This is a genomic window from Streptomyces sp. NBC_00223 (assembly GCF_036199905.1).
Lineage (GTDB): Bacteria > Actinomycetota > Actinomycetes > Streptomycetales > Streptomycetaceae > Actinacidiphila.
On sequence record NZ_CP108109.1, the window covers coordinates 1,369,846 to 1,388,286 of the forward strand.

General features: G+C 74.9%; 9 protein-coding genes and 2 pseudogenes. 1 reads left to right on the forward strand and 10 read right to left on the reverse strand.

Translation table 11 applies throughout. From position 1 onward, the window contains the following. The first annotated feature begins 184 nt into the window (after positions 1-184). Positions 185-364, forward strand: a complete 180-nt coding sequence (locus OHA30_RS05795) for a thiazolylpeptide-type bacteriocin (protein ID WP_405786147.1) — start codon at positions 185-187, stop codon at positions 362-364. 626 nt (positions 365-990) lie between these two features. Here OHA30_RS05795 and OHA30_RS05800 read toward each other — a convergent pair. From OHA30_RS05800 to OHA30_RS05845, 10 genes and pseudogenes are all read right to left on the reverse strand, one after another. Then, the gene (locus OHA30_RS05800; RefSeq protein ID WP_328912715.1) at positions 991-2,922 is read right to left on the reverse strand and encodes a TOMM precursor leader peptide-binding protein; all 1,932 of its coding nucleotides are present in this window, start codon (positions 2,920-2,922) and stop codon (positions 991-993) included. Continuing rightward, positions 2,919-3,674, reverse strand: coding sequence for an ABC transporter permease (locus OHA30_RS05805; protein WP_328912716.1), 756 nt, complete (start codon positions 3,672-3,674; stop codon positions 2,919-2,921). Before OHA30_RS05805 ends, OHA30_RS05800 begins: the two co-directional genes overlap by 4 nt. After that, positions 3,671-4,594, reverse strand: coding sequence for an ABC transporter ATP-binding protein (locus OHA30_RS05810; RefSeq protein ID WP_328917747.1), 924 nt, complete (start codon positions 4,592-4,594; stop codon positions 3,671-3,673). Before OHA30_RS05810 ends, OHA30_RS05805 begins: the two co-directional genes overlap by 4 nt. A gap of 1,367 nt (positions 4,595-5,961) precedes the next feature. Then, a complete protein-coding gene (locus OHA30_RS05815) occupies positions 5,962-7,026 on the reverse strand; it encodes a lantibiotic dehydratase C-terminal domain-containing protein (RefSeq protein ID WP_328912717.1) in 1,065 nt (354 codons plus the stop codon). Further along, the gene (locus OHA30_RS05820; protein ID WP_328912718.1) at positions 7,023-9,902 is read right to left on the reverse strand and encodes a lantibiotic dehydratase; all 2,880 of its coding nucleotides are present in this window, start codon (positions 9,900-9,902) and stop codon (positions 7,023-7,025) included. The genes OHA30_RS05815 and OHA30_RS05820 overlap by 4 nt, the downstream gene beginning before the upstream one ends. Before the next feature lie 15 nt (positions 9,903-9,917). Beyond that, positions 9,918-11,585: a nitroreductase family protein gene (locus tag OHA30_RS05825; RefSeq protein WP_328912719.1), complete on the reverse strand. Its 1,668-nt coding sequence runs from the start codon at positions 11,583-11,585 to the stop codon at positions 9,918-9,920. Between the two features lie 144 nt (positions 11,586-11,729). Further along, a pseudogene (locus OHA30_RS05830) lies at positions 11,730-13,307 on the reverse strand (TOMM precursor leader peptide-binding protein); the annotation flags it as partial. Positions 13,308-14,108: 801 nt separating this feature from the next. After that, positions 14,109-14,516 (reverse strand): annotated as a pseudogene (locus tag OHA30_RS05835) (TOMM precursor leader peptide-binding protein); the annotation flags it as partial. Next, positions 14,506-16,860, reverse strand: a complete 2,355-nt coding sequence (locus OHA30_RS05840; RefSeq protein ID WP_328917748.1) for a TOMM precursor leader peptide-binding protein — start codon at positions 16,858-16,860, stop codon at positions 14,506-14,508. The pseudogene OHA30_RS05835 and the gene OHA30_RS05840, both read right to left, overlap by 11 nt. Positions 16,861-16,865: 5 nt before the next feature. Continuing rightward, positions 16,866-18,041, reverse strand: coding sequence for an AfsR/SARP family transcriptional regulator (locus OHA30_RS05845; protein ID WP_405785777.1), 1,176 nt, complete (start codon positions 18,039-18,041; stop codon positions 16,866-16,868). Between the last annotated feature and the right edge of the window lie 400 nt (positions 18,042-18,441).

Below are 18,441 nucleotides of genomic sequence, written 5' to 3' on the forward strand. Positions count from 1 at the left end.
CCGGGGAGTTCGGGGAGTTCAGTGGCGTGCGCGACAGACGGCGGGCCGGCGTGACAGCGGGGTGACAGCGGTCGGGCAGCGGATTCGCCAGTGGACGCGCGTAGAAAGGATGACGCGGCCCCGAGCGGGCCGTGCCCGCGAAGCCCGTTCCCGACCATGCCGAGAAGGAGTCACCGTGGCTGACATCTCCAAGCTGGACACGCCGCTCGCCTCCCTGGCCCAGGAAATCCTGGAGCTGGAGTCCGAGACGTTCGAGATCACCGACTACTCCGACGCGAGCGAGGTCATGCTCGGCTCGTCGACCAGCTGCTCCAGCACCAGCACGTGTTCAAGCACCACCAGCACCACCAGCTGCACCGCCTGACCTCCCCGGTCGGGGCCCGCGCGGCCGGTCCTTCCCGTCCGCGCGGGCCTTTCGCATGGACCCACGCCCGCCGGAAGCTCCGCCGGGCGCACCGGCCGGCGGCCCGTACCCCGCGTCCTCGTGTGCCCACGCCCGCCGGAAGCCCGGGCAACGGACCCGCGCCCAGCGGAAGCACCGGCCGGTGACCACTCCCCCCGCCCGCACGGGCCGCCGCGTGCCGCGCGGCCGGTTCCCCGGCCCGCACGGGCCTTTCGCACGGCCCCACACCCGCCGACCTGTAAGGCCAGCCCCGCGCGCCCCCGCCCGCCGGAACCCCGGGCAACGGCCCCGCGCCCAGCGGAAGCACCGGCCGGTGACCACTCCCCCCGCCCGCACGGGCCGCCGCGTGCCGCGCGGCCGGTTCCCCGGCCCGCACGGGCCTTTCGCACGGCCCCACACCCGCCGACCTGTAAGGCCAGCCCCGCGCGCCCCCGCCCGCCGGAACCCCGGGCAACGGCCCCCGCCCGGCAGGAGCACCGGCCGGTGACCACTCCCCCGACCCGCACTGGCCGCCGCGTGCCGCGCGGCCGGTTCACCCTGGCCCGCACGGGCCTTTCGTGTGTCCGCCCCGGAGGGGCTTCGCGCGCTCACGGGAAGGGGTGCGGCACCCGGCGCACCTCCTCCTCGGGCAGGTCGTCCGCCCGCAGGCCGCCGCGGCGCAGCGCGGTGCGCAGCCGGGGCATGGTCAGCGCCCGCTGCCGCGACCAGCCGAAGTCGATCGGCAGCAGTCCCGGCACGATCGTGGCGACCGTGCTCAGGCCCAACCGCCGCTGTTCCGGGGTGGTCTGGTCGACCACGACGACATCGAACCCGGCGGCGGCCAGCTCTCCCGTGCACCACAGCACGTCGTCGCGCAGATCGAGTCCGCGCGGCCGCCGCCGCGACCAGTCGTCGTAGGTGTCCGCGAACGACCGTACGGCGGCCGGTTCCAGATAGCCGCCCACGTGCTCGCGCATCCTCGGAAGCCCGAACAGCGCCGCGTGGTCGGGGAGTCGGCGGACGAGGCCGAAGTCCTCGGCCATGGCGGCGAGTTCGTCCGGCCGCTCGGCGACCTGCCGGGGCAGGTGCGGGAGATACGTGAGGATCTCGGAGAGCGCCGACTCCACGGCGGTCAGCGGGTCGAAGGCGGCCCCGGCGGCGAAGGCGAGCGTGCCGGGCCCCTCGTCGCGGCGTACGGCGAGACCGGTGACGACCGGTACCGGCAGGTCGATCCGGTTGTCGTAGACGTGCACGTCGTAGCCGCAGAGCGCGGCGCGGTCGGTCATCGCCCGTACGACCGTCCTGTCGCAGGAATCGAGGTCGATCTCGGTCAGCCGCGCGTTGCCGTACCAGGCGAGCAGGAAGGCGTCCCGCTCGATGAGTTCGAGCAGGCCGAAGAGGATCGCCTCCTCCAGACAGCTTCCGATCGCACAGCCGTTGGAGCACTCGTAGACGAAGTCGTCGGCCGCGGTGCCCGCGCTGTAGTACGCGAGGCGGGCCGGGACCAGCACCGGCCGGTCGTCGCGCAGCGAGTGGCCGCGCACCCAGGGGATCGGGCGCGCGGGGTCGAAGGGGGTGACCATCGGGTCGTCGCGGTAGGTCTCGGGCGCGTACAGCCCGCACTCGCGCGGGTCGAGGGCGGCGACGCCGGACCGTACGAGGGCGTCGTACGACTCGACCGGCAGCGCGCCCGGGTCGCGGCGGTGGGTGCCCGCGTAGCGTTCGAGCCCTTCGAGGAAGGCCAGATCGCGGCTCGCGGCAAAGGAGTTGGCCTGGCCGCTCCAGGTGACGTCGGTCAGTCCTGCGTAGCCGCGCATGAAGACGCTGCCCGCGACGGGGGCGGTGGTCGGCGAGGTGACGTCGTTCCAGGTCCCGGCGCCGAGCGCCCCGCACACCGGGTTGGCGAGGGCGTCGGTCGGCAGGGCGTAGGAGGCGGGGCCGCGCAGCCGGTAGCGGTCGGCGGCGGGCTTCGGGCGCGCGGTGAGCCGGAAGTCGGCGGGGGCCGGCCGGGGGTGCCGGTCGCAGAGCGGTTCGGCGAGCAGCGGAACGGTGTACGACCGGCCGGTCTCGGGGTCGTGGCGGGTGACCCGGGCGGGGCCGGTGGTACGCGGGGCGCCGGGGCCGAACGCCCGGGCGTACAGGGCCCATACGGCGTCCACGGCGTAGTCGGGCAGCACCGGCCAGGCGCCCGCGGCGGTCACGGTGAGGCCGGTCTCCAGCGCCTCGCGCTCGGTACGGGTGCGCAGCCGCTGCCAGCGGACGGCCAGGCAGCCGCCGCACGCCAGGTCGGCGGAGTCGGCCTCCTCGCCTCCCCAGGGGCCGATCAGCACGGCGTCCGGTGTCAGGTGCACGGTCGCCGCGGCCCGCCGCCGCGCGCGCTCGTCGGGTTCGGGCCGCAGCACGTCGTACCCGCCGGCGACGGCCACCGCGGGCGCGGGCAGCCCGGCCCGCGCCGCCCGTACGGCGAGCCGTTCCTCCAGTGCCCGCCCGGCGTCCTCCAGCGGCACGACGGTGGCGGGTCCTGCGGTGTCCAGGGTCATGTCCGGTTGCTCCAGCGGAAGATGCGGGCCGCGATCAGCCCGAACAGGACGGTGAAGGCGGCCAGACCCGCGCAGTCCACGCCGAGCGAGCCGAGGCTGCCGCGCCCGGCCAGCACATCGGTCAGGCCGTGGTCGAGGTAGCGCAGCGGCAGGATCCAGGACAGCGTGCGGATCCAGCCCGGCAGCAGGTCGGCCGGGTAGAACGCCCCGGACAGGAACGCCATCGGCACCATCACGCAGTTGGCGATGGCGGCGACCGCCTCGGGGGTGTTGGCGAGGCTGCCGACCACCAGGCCCATCGCGAGGAAGGCCGCCACGCCGAGCACCAGCAGCGGCAGCGCCAGCGGCCAGTCGCCCGACAGGTGCAGGCCGAACATCGGCAGCAGCGCGACCGCGGTGAAGAGCACCGCCTGCGCCAGGCCCACCACGACCGCGACCGCGAACCGCGAGCCGAGCACGGTCGGCAGCGGTGTCGGGGTCCGCCACACCAGCCGCAGGATGTCGTCGCGCCGCCAGTGCATGAGCGCGAACGCCGGGCCGAAGAGCGCGGCGTTGCCCACCCCCCAGGACAGCACACCGGGCGCCACGTAGTTGATGTACGGCAGACCGCCGTCGACCGACTGGCCGCGGAAGAGCAGCCCGAAGACCAGCAGGAAGACCAGCGGGAAGGCGAAGGTGAAGAAGACGGTGGTCCGGTCGCGCACGGAGGCGAGATACGCGGCCCTGGTCAGCGCGGTGTAGGCGGTCGTCATCGGCCGTGCTCCGTTCCGGTCAGCCGCAGATAGGCGTCCTCGAGGGTCGCGGTACGGGTCTGGATGGCGTCCATGTCGACGAACTCGCCGACCGCGACCAGCACCCGGTTGGCCTGGCGGGTCTCGATGACGACCTCGCCGCCCTCCACCAGCACCCGGTCCACGCCCTCGATGCCGCGGGCCTGTTCGGGGGTGATCCGGTCGGCGGGCACCAGCAGCCGGGCGGGCGCGGCCATCGAACGGATCAGCGCGCCCGGCGTGTCGAGGGCGGCCACCCGGCCGGCCGCGATGATCGCGACCCGGTCGCACAGCGCCTCGGCCTCGTCCAGGTAGTGCGTGGTGTAGACGATCGTGCGGCCCTCGCTGCGCAGTTCGCGCAGCACGCTCCACAGCGACCGGCGGGCCTCGGGGTCGAGGGCGGCGGTCGGTTCGTCCAGGAAGATCAGGTCGGGCTCGTGGACCAGCGCGGTGGCCAGGGCGAGCCGCTGGCGCTGGCCGCCGGACAGGTCGTCCACCCGGCTGCTGTCCTTGGCGCCGAGGCCGACGATGTCCATGGCCCGGCGGGCCGCCGCCTTGTCGAGGCCGTGCAGGGCGGCCACGGTCTCCAGGTGCTCCCACGCGGTGAGCCGGGTGAAGAACGCCGACGCCTGGGTCTGCACGCCCATCCGGCGCAGCAGCGCGATGTTGCGCGGCCAGGGCGACCGGCCGAAGACCTCGACCGTGCCGGAGTCGGGCCTGCGCATGCCCTCGATGATCTCGACGAGGGTGGTCTTGCCGGCGCCGTTGGGCCCGAGTATCCCGAAGAACTCGCCCGCCGCCACGGTCAGCGACACCCCGTCGAGCGCGCGCACCTCGCCGTAGGTCTTGCTCACCGCGTCGATGAGTACGGCGTTCTCCGACGGGTGGTGGGTGGTTTTCATACGGCCTTTCTCCTGCCGTGCCGCGGGCGCGGCGTCGGCTGCTGCTGTGCTGACGGGTGGAGCGGCGGACCCGGCACCGGAGTGCCCAACGTCCTTGCGTACAACGGGGGTTGAGCCTACGGAACCGTCCCGCGTGAGGGCGTGCGCCTCGGCGCGGCGCGCGGCGATCCGCAGGCCGAGCAGCCGCAGGGGCAGGGCGAGGGCGATCAGCGCGAGGGGCAGGGCGGCGGTCCAGGGGGACCAGGCCGCGGGGAGGGCCGCGCGGCACAGCAGCCCGGTACCGGCGAGCGCGGCGGCGGCCAGCAGTCCGCAGAGCGCCGCGTAGCCGCCGTGGATCAGCCGCAGCCGCCGGGAGTACGGCGTGAGCCCGGCGCCGGGGCGGCGCAGGGCGGCCAGGACCGCGGCCCGCAGGAAGGTCCGGCTCTCCGAGGCGAGCCGCAGTGTGCCGAGCCCGTAGCCGAGCGCCTTGTAGCCGTCGAGCGGCGGCAGCGGGATCAGGTTGAGCAGGGCCATCGCCGTGCCGAGCAGCAGCAGGCCGCCGACGAAGGGGACGGCCTGCGCGGAGCCGGGCAGCAGCGCCCACACCGGCCAGACGGGCAGCAGGAAGACCAGGTTCATCACCGCCCCGGCCCCGGCGACTGCGATCTGCGGCCCGCGCCTGCCGAGGAACTGCACGTCCTCGACCTCGCAGTAGAGATACGTCATGAAGCCCGCCCGCCGGCGCAGCCCGATCTCGGTGACCCGCAGCCCGAAGGCCCGGGCGACCACGCCGTGCGCGAGTTCGTGCAGCGCGAGGCTGAACCACAGCACGACGCCGACCGCGAAGAGGGCGACGGGCTGCCGGTAGAGCCGGGAGGTGGCGTCGGCCAGCTCCCCGAACCGTACGGCCTCCGCGACGAGCAGGGCCGCGCACAGCGCGAGCAGCGGGACGAGCACGGCCCGCCGCCGGGCGAAGGCGGTGGCGGTGTGCAGCCGGTCCATGAGCGCGGGCGCGTCGGCGACCATCCGGGTCCGCCCGGCCAGCAGCGTCCCCTCGGACGGCCGCGACTCCCGCGCTTCCGGCGTGGCGGGTGCCGGTCCCGCCCCCGCCAGCAGCCCCCGTACCGACAGCAGCCGCAGCAGTTGCGTCCACTGCGCCTCCCCCAGCCGCGCGCCGAACGCGGCCGCGTACTCCGCCCCGACCTCGGCCAGTGAGCGGGTGCCGTCCAGCCGGACGATCAGGAAGTGTTCCTTCGGGCCGACCTCCAGCCGGGCCCCGCCGACCGGGTCCTTGACCAGGTGCACCCGGGCCGGGCCGCGGGTCAGCGCGGGACCGACGAGGATGTCGGGCCGTACGGCCGGCCGCAGTTCGAGCAGCCCCCCGGTGGTCACGGCGCCGCCGAGGGCTCGGGGGCGGCCTCGCGCGGGGCGCGCAGGGCCCGCCCGAGCACGTACGACAGATACGCCTCGTCGCGGACGCTCACCGACAGCCGGTTGTTGGTCATGTGCATGTACGGCGAGGCGAGCATCGGCAGCGCCTGATCGGGGTCGCTCACCGGGAGATCCCTGGTGCCGTCCCACGAGCGGAAGACCAGCTCGCCCGCACGGGCCAACTCCTCCACGCGGCCGCGCAGTTCGAGGCAGTGCTCGGCCCAGCCGCGCAGAAAGCCCGGCAGGTGCCGCGGCGCGGGTTCGGCGACGACCCGGCGGATCTCCTGGAAACGGCGGGTCAGTGAGGCGTCCATCGAGCCGTAGGCCCGGTCGTAGCCGTCCTGGGCGGTGAAGTTGGTGCCCGCGAAGGCCGAGTTCCAGAACTCGTGGTAGCGGTCGAGGAAGTGCAGCAGCGCGGCCTCGTCGGGGATCAGACAGCCCGACATGGTCATCATCAACTGCGCGGCCACGCCCAGCAGTACGGTCCGCACATGCAGGTTCATCGTGGCGGCCGCCTCGACGACCAGGTCGCTGGACCGCTGGAAGTGCCACTCGGCCAGCTCCACCCCGGCCGGGCCGCCGTACTTGCCGTACTCGGGCTCGTAGGGCTCGGCGCTGAAGGAGTTGTTGGGGCGCAGCCGCATCCTGCCGCTGCCGTCCACGAAGCGGTCCCGTTCGCCGCCGGGGTACTCCAGCTCGAAGAGTGTGTTGTAGAGGTCGGCGAGGAAGCCGTCCTTGACCTCGTAGAGCGCGGGCCGTCGGCGCAGGAAGTCCGTGATGGCGGCCTGCGCGCGGGCGGCGACCTCGGGTGCGGCCCGCGGGGAGGAGGGCCGCAGCCGCAGCCGGATGTGCGGGCCCTCCAGCCAGTAGTTGATGAAGAAGTGGCCGCCGAGCAGGCCGTCCCGGGTGAGGTCCGCGATCAGCGGCCGGGCGCACTGGAGGAGGAACGGGCGGGTGCTCGCGGCGTAGAAGACGTGGTACGCCTGCCAGTCGCCGTACGGGGTCGGGGTCCGGGTGGTCATGGGCGGGGGTCCTGCCTTCCGTGCGGTGCGGAGCCGGTCGCGCGCGGGACGATCTCCACGGCCAGTTCGGCGACGTGCCGGCCGCGCGGGGAGCGGACGTGCAGTTCGTTCTCGTCCGGCAGCATCTCCTCGAAGACCGTGCGGGTCCGGCCGCCGCCGGTGAGCGCTTCGAGGGCGAGCAGCGACAGCGGGCTGTCGAAGTCGACATAGGCCGGTTTGGCGCCGCCGCCGAAGACGGTCCCGCCGCCGGGGCCGTCCTCGCGCACGGTGGCGAACACCCGGTCGGGCAGCCGGTGCCGACGCCGCCAGCGCTGCCACGCGAGGTAGTACGCGGCCTCGTCGGCGCCGGGTTCGCGCACCGGCAGCGCGCCGGGCTCCGCGGTCCAGTTGCGGCGGTGCAGGACGAGGCTGCGGTAGCGCACCCGGGGCCGCACGGTCACTCCGCCGTCGGCCGGGGCCTCGGGCACCCCGCGCCACAGGTCGGGCCTGGCCCGGGAGGTGGGCGAGAACAGCAGGAGGGTGCGCGGCACTTCGGGCAGCACCATGGGGACGAGATAGCCGAGGTAGAGCGGGACGACCTCGCGGCCGAGGCGGCGTGAGCGCAGCAGCAGGCGGTCTTCGGTCTCGTCGTGCTCGGCGTAGAGGTCGTCGAGGTCGATCCGGCCCTCGGCGGGCACGGTGCTGGTCTCGCCGGGGCAGACGATCTCGAAGTCGGTGAGCCGGCCGTGCAGGTTGAGGTTGGTCGTGGCCGAACCGGCGGTGATCTCGGCGAAGACCGCGCCGGGCGGCGCCCATTGGCGCAGGGTGTCGCGCAGCCCGGCGCTCAGGCCCCCGGGCTCCGCGGAGCCGGCGTCGAAGCAGTGGGTGAAGCGGGTGAAGGGGAAGCTCAGGCCGCCGTAGGAGTTGTTGAGGACGACCAGCGGGTCGTCCTCGCGGTCGGCGAGCTGGACGAAGTGGCTGTGCGGGGCGAACGGCTCGCCCAGCGGGGTGAGTTCGGCGGCCACCGCGTCGATGGCGGCCTCGTCCAGCCGCAGTTCCTCGCCGCCGCTGGGGTGGGCCCGCCACAGCTCGCGCATCCGCCGGGTGAACTCGGCGCGGGCCCGGTCCAGGGCGGTGACCTCCGGCAGGCCCAGCCAGTTCTCCTCGGGCGCGTGCGAACCGTCCGGCGCCCAGGGCGACTTGGTGGCGGTGAACTGGAGGTACTGGGTGAAGATGTCCTCGCTGAAGTCGTGCACCAGGCGCAGGACGTCCTCGCAGCGGCCGCCGCGGCCGTAGCGGGCGAGGAAGAAGCCCTTGAGGGTCAGGCGCTGCGGCAGCGCCACGTCGAAGGCGGGCAGGACGCGGGTCAGCGCGTGCAGGGGCTCGGCGGCCAGCCGGGTCCAGCGCTCCGGGTCGGCGCCGACGGGTTCCTCGCTGACGTCCTCGTACAGCAGCGTCTGCGGCAGCGACGGCGATTCGGCGCCCAACTCCCTCTGCAAGGACAGCAGTTCGCTTCTGAGCGTGCCCAGCAGGGCGCGGCGGCCGGCGGCGGTGTCCGTGCGGGCCCATTGCTCGACACAGGAGGCGGTGGTCTCCAGCCGGGCGGCGGTGGCGTCGGCCCAGGGGCGGCCGAGGGCGCGCAGCGACGCCTGGAAGGAGCGCAGCGGGTCGGCCGCGTGGACATCGGTGTCCAGGCCGGTCATCTGGAGGACGCCCAGGTCGAGCAGGGTCGCGGGGTAGCGGGCGGCCTCCGCGGCGGACCCGCCGGTCTCGGCGGCGAGCCAGGCTTCGAGTGCGGCGTAGCGCGGGGCGGCGCCGTCGGCGAAGAGGCCGAGCATCCGTTCCAGGACGCCGCTGCGGCGCAGGAAGAACAGCCGGTCGTGGGCCGCGTCGAAGCTCACCGCGGCGCTGTCGTCGCCCGCGGTCACCGAGCGCCGTACGTAGCGCAGCCGGTCGTCGTCCAGTTCCCAGCCCGCCGACAGCACCACCGGCAGGTCGCCGCGGCGCCCGGGGTCGGCGGCGATCAGCTCGGCGAGCCTGGCCAGCACCACGATGTTCAGCCGGGGGTGGCCGGTCCAGCGGCCGCCGGTGACCACCTCGCCCGCACCCGCGGCGAACCGCCCCTCGGCGACCGCCGTGAAGGTGCTGAACGGGCTGGTCTTGCACGCCGTGCGGTAGAGGTACGCCAGCAGCGAGCGCTCCTTCTTGCGGGCCCGCTTGTCCGGGACGGGCGCGCGGTCGGCGACGAAGGCGTCGACCTGCCCGTCGAGCGTGGGCGAGGCCAGCGCGAGGCCGAGGCGCAGCCGCTCCTCCCCGGCCAGCGCCTTCAGCTCCGCCCGGGTCGCCGCCAGCGCGCGGTCCAGCAACGGGCCGCCCTCGTCCTGGAGTTCGGCCAGGGTCAGGCGTGCGGCGCGCCAGTGGATCAGCAGCTCGCCGGTGCTCCGGCCGGCCGCGTCCGCCAGTTCCGTCAGGTCGCCGGGCGGCATCCGGCCGTTGAACACCGCGCGGCGCAAGGCCAGTACACGGCGCCGCTCGCGGTCGTCCTCGGTGGCCTTGACCAGGGCGGTCAGCGGGTCGGTCAACTCCTCCGCGAGCAGGTCGACTTGTTCCCGCGCGGCGAGTACGCGGTCCGCCCAGGCGCGGGCGTCGGGGGCGCGCAGCCGGTGCACGGCCTCGGCCGGCAGGCCCGCCACGCGCAGGACGAACCGGTCGTGCAGCAGCCAGTCCGGCCGGTCGGGCGCGGTGCCGCCGGGGCCGGGTCCGGGTCCGGTGCTGCCGGTGCCGGGCGCGGCGGCGACGGCGGTCATACGGCTCCCCTCGGGCGGCTGGGTCGCGGTGCTCGTACCGGTCCTGGCAGTCGTCACATGGGCGCGGGCCTGGCCCGTGGTCTCGGTCATCGCGGCGGCCCCGGCTCAGGCGATCTCGTAGCGGAAGTCGGCCGGGCGCGGCCGCTCGTGGCCGATCATCATGATCAGCAGCGGGATCTCCCCGGTCGTGTCGAGGTCCAGTTCCTCGGTGAAGGAGATCGCGTCGAAGCCGAGCGCGACGCCGCAGGAGAGCCCGGCCGCCGCGGACGCGGTGTAGACGGCCTGCGAGATCCCGCCGACCACGGCGTTGACCAGGCGGTAGCCCCGGTCGCCGACCGCGTCGAGCACGGCCCGGGTGCGGGCGGCGGGCACGATGACGGCCGCGGCCTGCTCCAGGTTGTAGTTGGCCAGGAAGTAGTTGCGCTGGAGGAACTCGCCCGGGGCGCCCGCCCGTACCAGCCGCAGCGAGCGGTCCGTACGGTCGTAGGCGTACACGCCCTGGTTCACCCCGGCGACATGGTTGACGAAGACGTAGAGCCGGGTCAGCGGCGGGCCGTCGGGCGGCTCGGCGTCGCTGTCGAGGGTGCCGGCCGCGTCGGCGGCCGCGAGGACGGTCGACAGCGCGGCGCCGGCCAGCGGCAGGACGGCCTGGAAGCGGCCGAAGCTGCTGCGCCGGGCCCGCAGCGCCTCGCGCACCCCGGTGTCCAGCGGTGCGGGCGCGGGCAGCGCGACCCGCTCCCCGCCGGGCGGTACGGGCTCGGCGAGCGCGGCGTCCAGCGTGCCGGGGGCCGGGCGGTCGGCGGCGCCCGTCAGGGTCGCGGTGTGCATGAGCCGTACGGTCTCGAAGGTGGTGACGCGGTGGGAGCGCTCCTCGTCGGCGTAGGGGACGCGGGGCGCCGGGGTGTCGGTGGCCGAGGCGTCGGCGTACGGGACGCGAGGCGCCGGGGTGCCGGTGGCCGGGCCCGCCGCGACCGTGCTCCCGGGGGCGGGGTCGCCGTCCCAGGCCAGCGGGACGACCGCGAACACTCCCTCCTCGTCGGGCGTCACCCCGAGCAGCCGCCCGAGCCGGGGCTCGTCGAACCAGAACGCGGGCCCGATGTGCAGCCCGTGCGCCCTGGCCCAGATCCGCCAGGTCTGGAGCAGCGCGCCGGTGTCCATCGTGACGACGTGGTAGCTGAAGCTGTTGTACTTGAAGGCGTTCTGCCAGAAGCGCACGCCGAGGACGAGGAACTGGCCGTGGCCTTCGGCCGGTTCACCGACGGCCGCCCGTACCTCGGGCGTCACGTCCCCGGTGAGCAGGCGGCGCATCGCGTGGTGGCGGGTGTCGTAGTAGTGCACGCCCGGGGTGAGCGGGCCGCCGGGCCCGGAGATCCAGTGCACGCCCACCGGGTAGAGCCCGCCGCCGGACGCGGAGCCGCGCGACCAGTTGGCCTGTGTGTACATCGGGAGCGTGCCGAGGTCGGAGTTGGCCTGGACGGCCAGCCTGCGGCCGACCAGCCCGTAGGAGTCCTGGAGCATCCCGGCCAGCAGCGGGAGCGTGAACGCGCCCGTGCCGCGCGGGCCGTGCAGCCCGCGTTCGACGGTGGGGAGGGCCCCGGCGGCGTCTCGCGGCAGTTCGCGGGGCAGTTGCCGGGGCAGCGGGAAGGAGTCGGCGCCCGCGAAGTGCTTCCCCTTGCGCGGCCGGTCCGCCCAGTCCGGCACCCAGTCGGCGGGCTCCATGGGGTACCGGCCCCGCCGGACGATCGCGGTCGCGTACTCATGGGCGTATCCCACGGGCGGGTCCTCTCCTTCTCGCTCGGGTCTCACTCGGTCGGGCTCGGTCGGCGCTCGGTGCGCTCTCGCTCGGTGCGGTCGCGCTCGGTGCGGTGCGGGCGGGTGGCGGCCGGGCGGTACGGGTTGCCGCGCGGCCGGCGCGGCTCAGGGGAACGGGTGCGGTGCCGGGTTGAGGTCGTCGGGGCCCAAGTCGCTTGGCATCAGGCTGCCTTCACGCAGGGCGGTACGCATTCTGGGCATGTGCGGCGCGCGTTGGCGGCTCCAGCCGAAGTCGATCGGCAGCAGCCCCGGCACGATCACCCCGGCGGTGTGGAAGCCGAGCCCGCGCTGCTCGGGCATGGTCTGGTCGACCACGATCACGTCGAACCCGGCCCTCGCGACGGCCGCCACGCAGCGCTCGACGTCGTCCCGCATGTCGTCGCCCGGGGTGATCGAGTCGCGGGCGAGCGCGTCGGGCGTGACCAGCGGGCGGCGGCCGTCGCGCAGCAGGAAGTCCGCGTAACGGGCCATCTCCGGCAGGCCGTAGAGCAGCGGGTGGTCGTGCAGCACCCGGACCTCGCGGAAGTCGGCGGCCATCGCGCGCAGCCGTGACTCCTCGCGCAGGGTCCGGCTGCGCAGATTCACCGCGTCGGTGGCGATCTCGCACAGCCCGGCGGCGAGCGCGGCCTCCGGGTCGAGGCTCGCGCCCGCGCCGAAGCAGAGGCGGCCGAGGCCGCCGTCGATCCGCTCGGCGACCGCGGTGACGACGGGTACGGGGAAGGTGACGCGGGTGTCGAAGAAGCGGGCCCGGTAGCCGTACATCGCCAGCCGGTCGATCATGGCCCGGGTCCGCGGGTCGCGGCTGGCGGAGGCGTCGATCTCGGTCAGCGGCGCGCGGCCGAACCACGCGAGCAGGAACGCGTCGCGTTCGATGACCTCCATCAGGCCGAAGTACACGGCTTCGGCCTGACTGCCGCCGGACGCACAGCCGTTGGAGCTCTCCTGCACGAAGCGGTGGGTGAGGCCGCCGGGGGCGTGGTAGTACGCCAGGATCTCCGGGACCAGCACGGGCCGGTGGTCGCGCAGCGAGTACCCCCACACCCACGGGATCGGGCGGGCCGGGTCGAAGGGGTGTACGGCCGGCTCGGCGCGGTGGAAGTCGTCGGAGTACAGGCCGCAGGTGCGGGGGTCGAGGGCGGGGGTCCGCGCGCCGCCGAGGTCGTCGTACGCGGCGACGAGCCCGGTCCGCTTGCCGCGGGGGCGCATCCCGGCGAAGCGTTCCAGCCCTTCGAGCAGGCCGACCCGGACGCTCGACCGGTAGCGCGGGGTGTGGCCGCCCCAGAAGCACTCGCGCAGATAGTCGCCCGAGCGCAGGAAGAACGAGCCCACGGTGGAGGAGGTCGACGTCGACACCAGGTCCGGTACGACGGAGGGGCCGAGCATGCCGGCGGCCGGATTGACGTACGCCTCCAACGGCACGTCGTACGCGTCCGCCGGCCGCACCCGGAACTCGTCCGGCGCGAACTTGGGCGAACTCGCCAGCTCCACCCGCGCGTTGTCCGCGGTATCCGCCTGCGGCTCCCCGCACACGGGACACTCGGCGTCGGCCACGACCGCGAATCGCGTCACGCGCAGCGTCTCCACATCCACGAGATAGGCAACCCGCCCTGCGGCACCGGCCCCCGTGGCGTGGTCCCCCGCAGTGCCGCCCGCGCCCGCCCGCCCGTCGGCGGCGAAGACGGTCGGCCGACCGCCGGAGTTCGCCCCTGCGGGAGCGTCCGCCGCCCGCGTGGCCGGGGTCGGGGGGATCGGGGCGGCGGGGCCCGGCCGCACACCGGCGCTCAGCAGCGCACCGCCCTCCGGCCGCGCCGGTCCACCCGCCGGGGCGGAACCCTTCACCGGGGCGGCGCCACCGGAAACCCCCTCCCGCCGGGCCGAGTTCCCCCCCGCGGAAGCGGGGATCGCCGACCCGGCCGAACCAACACCCGCCGCCAGCGCGGCACGGTCCGCCACGGGAAGGGCGGACGGGTCCCAACCCGTCAGCCGATCACCGGAGTCCGACCCTGCGGGAGCAGCCGAGACAGTGGGCAGTGCCACCCCACCGGGGTTCCGGACCGCCGAGGCGATTGGGGCGGCGACGCCCGGTCGCACACCGGCGCTCAGCAGCGCATCAGCCTCCGGCTGCACCGGCCCGCCCGCAGGAGCATGTGGCCCTCTGCCCGCCCCCGCAGGGGCAAGTGGTCCGGCGGAAGCCGGGGGAATCGGGGCGACAACGCCCGCCCGCGCCGCAACACCGGCCTCCGGCCGGACAGGCTTCGCCGCCGGAACGGCGGACGCGGCGGAGACAGTCGGCCGATCGCCGGAGTTCGACCCCGCGAGAGCGGCCGGAGCCGCGGCACGCGGCCCAGCGTCCGCCGCCCGCGTGGCGGGGGTCGGGGGGATCGGGGCGGCGGGGCCCGGCCGCACACCGGCGCTCAGCAGCGCACCGCCCTCCGGCCGCGCCGGTCCACCCGCCGGGGCGGAACCCTTCACCGGGGCAGCGGACGCCGCGCGGGCGGCGTCGGTGTGGAAGGCGAGGGTGGCCTTGAGGGCGTCCGTGGTGAAGGGGAGGGTCCATGGTGTGCGGCCCGCAGGGCTTGTCGTGGAGCCGAGTTCGAGCGCTTCGCGCAGACCCCGCGTGCGGACGGACTGCCAGCGACGGGCGAGACAGCGGGCGCAGCCCGGCGCGCCGTCCGGGGCGAAGGGCCCGACGAGGGCGTGGTGACCGTAGACGTGGACGGTCGCCACGCCCGGCGCCGGATCGCCCTCGGCGACGGCGAGTTCATCACGCACCCCGAGCGGCACCACGACCGCCGCCCCCGAGAGCCCCGCGGCCACCACCTCCAGCCCGGGCACGGCCGACGGGGCCGGCCCCGCCGCGGACCCGGGCCCGGACCGGAGGTCAGCGAGCATCGGGCGCCCCGCCGTACGTCAGCAGCACCCGGGCCGCGTGCACCCGCCCGGCCGCGAGATCGGGTGCGACGACCGGCGCGACCAGCACATCGCGCCCGGACTCCCGCAGCCCGGCGGCGAGTTCGGGCCAGTCCCGACCCCCGTCGAGGTCCGGCCGCCCGGACAGAGGCCCGCCGACCGCGAGCGTCCCCACGGCCAGATCCCTGATCAACGGATCACCCGTGTCCACCGTCCCGGACCCGCCGGCCGACGCACCTACGTCCCCGCCGGCCTGGACCGCGCCCAGCAGATCCCGTACCGCTTCCCGCGCCGCGTCCCCCCACCGCGGCGCCGTACCCGGCGCCCAGGCCCACTCCCCCGTCCCGGGGTCGACCGCGCGGGCCAGCACGGTGGGCACGTGCCGCTCCCCGTCCGACCCGAGGTCGAGGATCTCCAGCGCGACGCCGAGATTGGCGGCGGACCGTACGAGGAAGGTGAGTTCGGGGTCCCCGGCGTCCGCCAGCGCGGCCGGGTCGACGGCGGACACCGCGACCGTGCCGTGCAGCGCGCCGCGCAGCGCCTCGTGGCCGAGCGCGGTCAGCAGCCCGCGCGCGGCGGCCTCGCGGGCGGAACCGCCCGCCCCCGTACCGGCCGAGGTGGGCTCGGCGACCCGCTCACGGTTGTACGGCCCGAAGGTCCGCAGCGCGCCTGCGGGCACCAGCACGGTCGCGCCGCCGAGCAGCGAGGTCGTGGCACACCAGGCGCCGACCTCGTCCGCGCCCGGCGCGAGCCCGCTCGCGATGCTCAGCGCGGCCGGTACGACCGCCGCCCACTTCTCGCGCGCGGCGGCCAGCGCCCCGCCCGTGAGGGGTTCCGGCAGCGGTACGACATGCTCGGCGTAGACCTCGGCGGCCCGGTAGAGCGCGCGCAGCCGGGCCCCGGCGACATGGTGGACGTCGAAGGCGGTGATGTCGCGCCGGACACCGTGCCTGGTGCTCAAGGTGACCGTACTGACCTTGAGCGGCGTCTGCGCCCAGGTCTCGTCGGCGTACCGCTGGAAGACCCCGGCGGCGGGCTGGACGAGAACGGCCCGGTCGTTGATCTCGGCGAGCGCCGCCTCCGCGGCGTCCCCCTCGCCGGGCGCCGCGTCCCCCTCGCCGGGCGCGGCCTCCCCGTCGGCGGCCGCGGCGGACGTGGCCGCCCCTGAGACCTCGGCGACCCCGAGCCCCGCCACATCGAGCCCCGCCGCCCCGGCGTCCGGCACGTCCCCGGCCCGCGCGCCGCAGGCGGGACAGCGGGGGTGCGGCAGCAGCGGCTCGGCCACCGTGTCCAGCGAGTCCATGTCCTGGATGATCAGCTGGTTCTCGGTCTCGGCGGGCAGCGCGCCCGTGGTGAGCCGGAAGACCTCGTACCCGAGCAGGTTGCCGACCATGGCCGCGAGCGGCCCACCGACCGCACCCGTACCGGCTCCGGCTCCGGCCGGGGCCCCCGCTCCCCCGACCGCCAGCGCCCCCCACAGGTCGGCCGCGTCCCCCGCCTCCCCGTTCGCCCCGAGCCGCAGCGCCGCGCAGGTCCAGCAGCCGGTGGAGTCCCGCGTCATCAGCGGCCCCACGACCACCGACCCGCCGAACGTCCAGGCGGGCACCAGCCGCCGACCGGCCGGGATGCCGTCCGCGAGCGCCGCGATCTGCCACGGCCCCCGCTCCCCCGTGACGAGGACGACGTCGTGGCCCGTGAGGTCGTCCCAGCCGAACTCCCCCAGCGCCGGGCCGGATTCGAGGACGTCGAGCGCGACCGGACAGCCCTCCGCCCGCAACTGCTCCGCCTCCTCGGTGACTTCGCCGAAGCGGTTGCCCGGCGGCACCTCGATCGCGGCGGGTACGGCGACGGCCGCGCACCCGTTGCGGATCAGCGACAGGGCGGCCCAGCGGGCGAGTTCGTCGTCGCCGAGTACGGCCACCCGGGTGTCGCGGAAGCGCAGAAAGCGGGCCGCCGCGTCGTCGGTGTAGTGGTCGACGTAGTCGATCTGCGCGCCGAACCGCCGGGCCACCTCGGGCGCGGGCTCGGGCGCTCCGGGCGCGGACGGCACCGCGTCGCGGGCGAAACCACGCGCGTAGAGCGTGCCTACCAGCTGGGTGATCATCGCGCGCTGCTTGTCGCCGAGGCCCTGGCACAGCGCCTCGACCGTGTGCTCCCCGGTGAGGTGCGGCACGATCAGCGACGCGAAGCGGTAGGCGGAGGGCATCACGACGCTGAACCCGCCGCGCGCGTTGTGGAAGTGCACTCCGGTCGGCGTCTGCGTGTAGAGCACGTCCCGGCGGATGCGCGGCCGGGTCGCGGCGATCTCCTCGTACGGTGACACCATGTCAGTCACGCCTCCGTCGGGTGCAGTTCCGCGGCGCCGGGCCGGGGTGATGGGTGGGGGGTACGTCCAGGGGCGCGCCCGGCGGCCCGGTCGACGCCACGGTCGGGACCGCGGTCCGCGGCAGAACCAGCGGCAGAACCGGCGGCTCGACCGGCGGCGGTCCGGCCCCCGACGCCTTCGGCGGCCGCGGCCCTCGTGAAGGCCCGCAGCAGTTCGTGCATCCGGTAGTGCCCGCGCGGCCCTTCCTCCAGCAGCCCGGCCCCGACCAGCCGGTCGAGTACACGGTCGCCGCTGATCAGCCCGCCGTCCGCGAATCCGGTGGGGACACCGTCCTCGGCTCCGGCGGCGGCGCGGTCCGTCGTTCCGGCCGGCCCGGCGGCCGCGCGCGGCGGTCCGGCCTCCGGCTCACCGCGCAGGATGGCCAGCTCCATCCGCTGGAGCGCGGGCCCGGGATCGACGCCGAGCTGCTGCGCGAGATGCGCCTTGGCCTTGCGGTACTCGGCCAGCGCCTCGGCGCGGCGGCCCGCGCGGTGCAGCGCCTCCATGAGCTGTTCGGTGAAGCGTTCGTGCAGCGGGTGGGCGCGGGCGGTCGGCCAGATCTCGGCCAGCGCCTCGCGGTGCCGCCCACGGGCGAGTTCGAGGTCGAACACCCGCTCAATGGCGCGCAGCCACTCCTCTTCGAGCCGGGGCACCTCGTCCCGGTGCAGCAGATCGGAGTGGACATTGGCGAGCACCGGCGACTGCCAGAGCGCGAGGGCCGCCCGGAGCAGCCCGAGTTCGTTTTCCGGCTGCTCGGTGGAATATGCCCGGCGGAGCAGTTCACGGAACTCGACCAGATCGAGTGTCTCCGCGTCCGCGGTCAGGCGGTATCCGCCGGGAACAGCCTCGATCGCGTTGCCGGCCACCCCGTATTTGCTGAACAACCGGCGAAGGCGCAAGACGCAGCTGTGCAATGCGGACTTCGCCTGAGCAGGTGTCTCCTCACCCCAGATAACGCGCTGGAGTAAATCCGCGGAGACCACGGAATTCGCGTGGAGGAGCAATGCGGCGAGCAGCGCGGCGGGCCGTGACGGCTGGAGTACGGCGGATTCCCGGCCGTCGGTGACGGTCAGCATGCCCAGCACGGTGAATCGGGTCCGCCGGTCGCCCGGGGCCGTCCCCACGGCATCCGCCGAGGTCATCCGGGCATTGTCGGTCGTATCTGTACGAGTTGCGAGCGCATCGGACCAGACCACACACTCCACCGTCCCCGTAGCCCCGTATGACTGCCGACGGCCCGGCGAGAGTGCACCGAGCAGAGACAAAGGCCGGGTGTGGCCTCGACTATCGGCGATCGCGAACGACAGTACGACAGGCCGCTTTATCTTGTCCAGAGGAATGGCGGACCCAATCACGATGCACAATCAGGACACTACGGACGGTACGGTTCCACCCCGAAGGCAAGCAAACGGACATTCTTCGCACTATTACGGCGATGTGAATGGCGATTTTCCGTCAGCCGACCTTGATTGGACTTTTCCCGGACATCCGGGGGTAATTGATCGGGTTTAGCGCCGGGAGCCGGGCCGAATTGCCGACGAT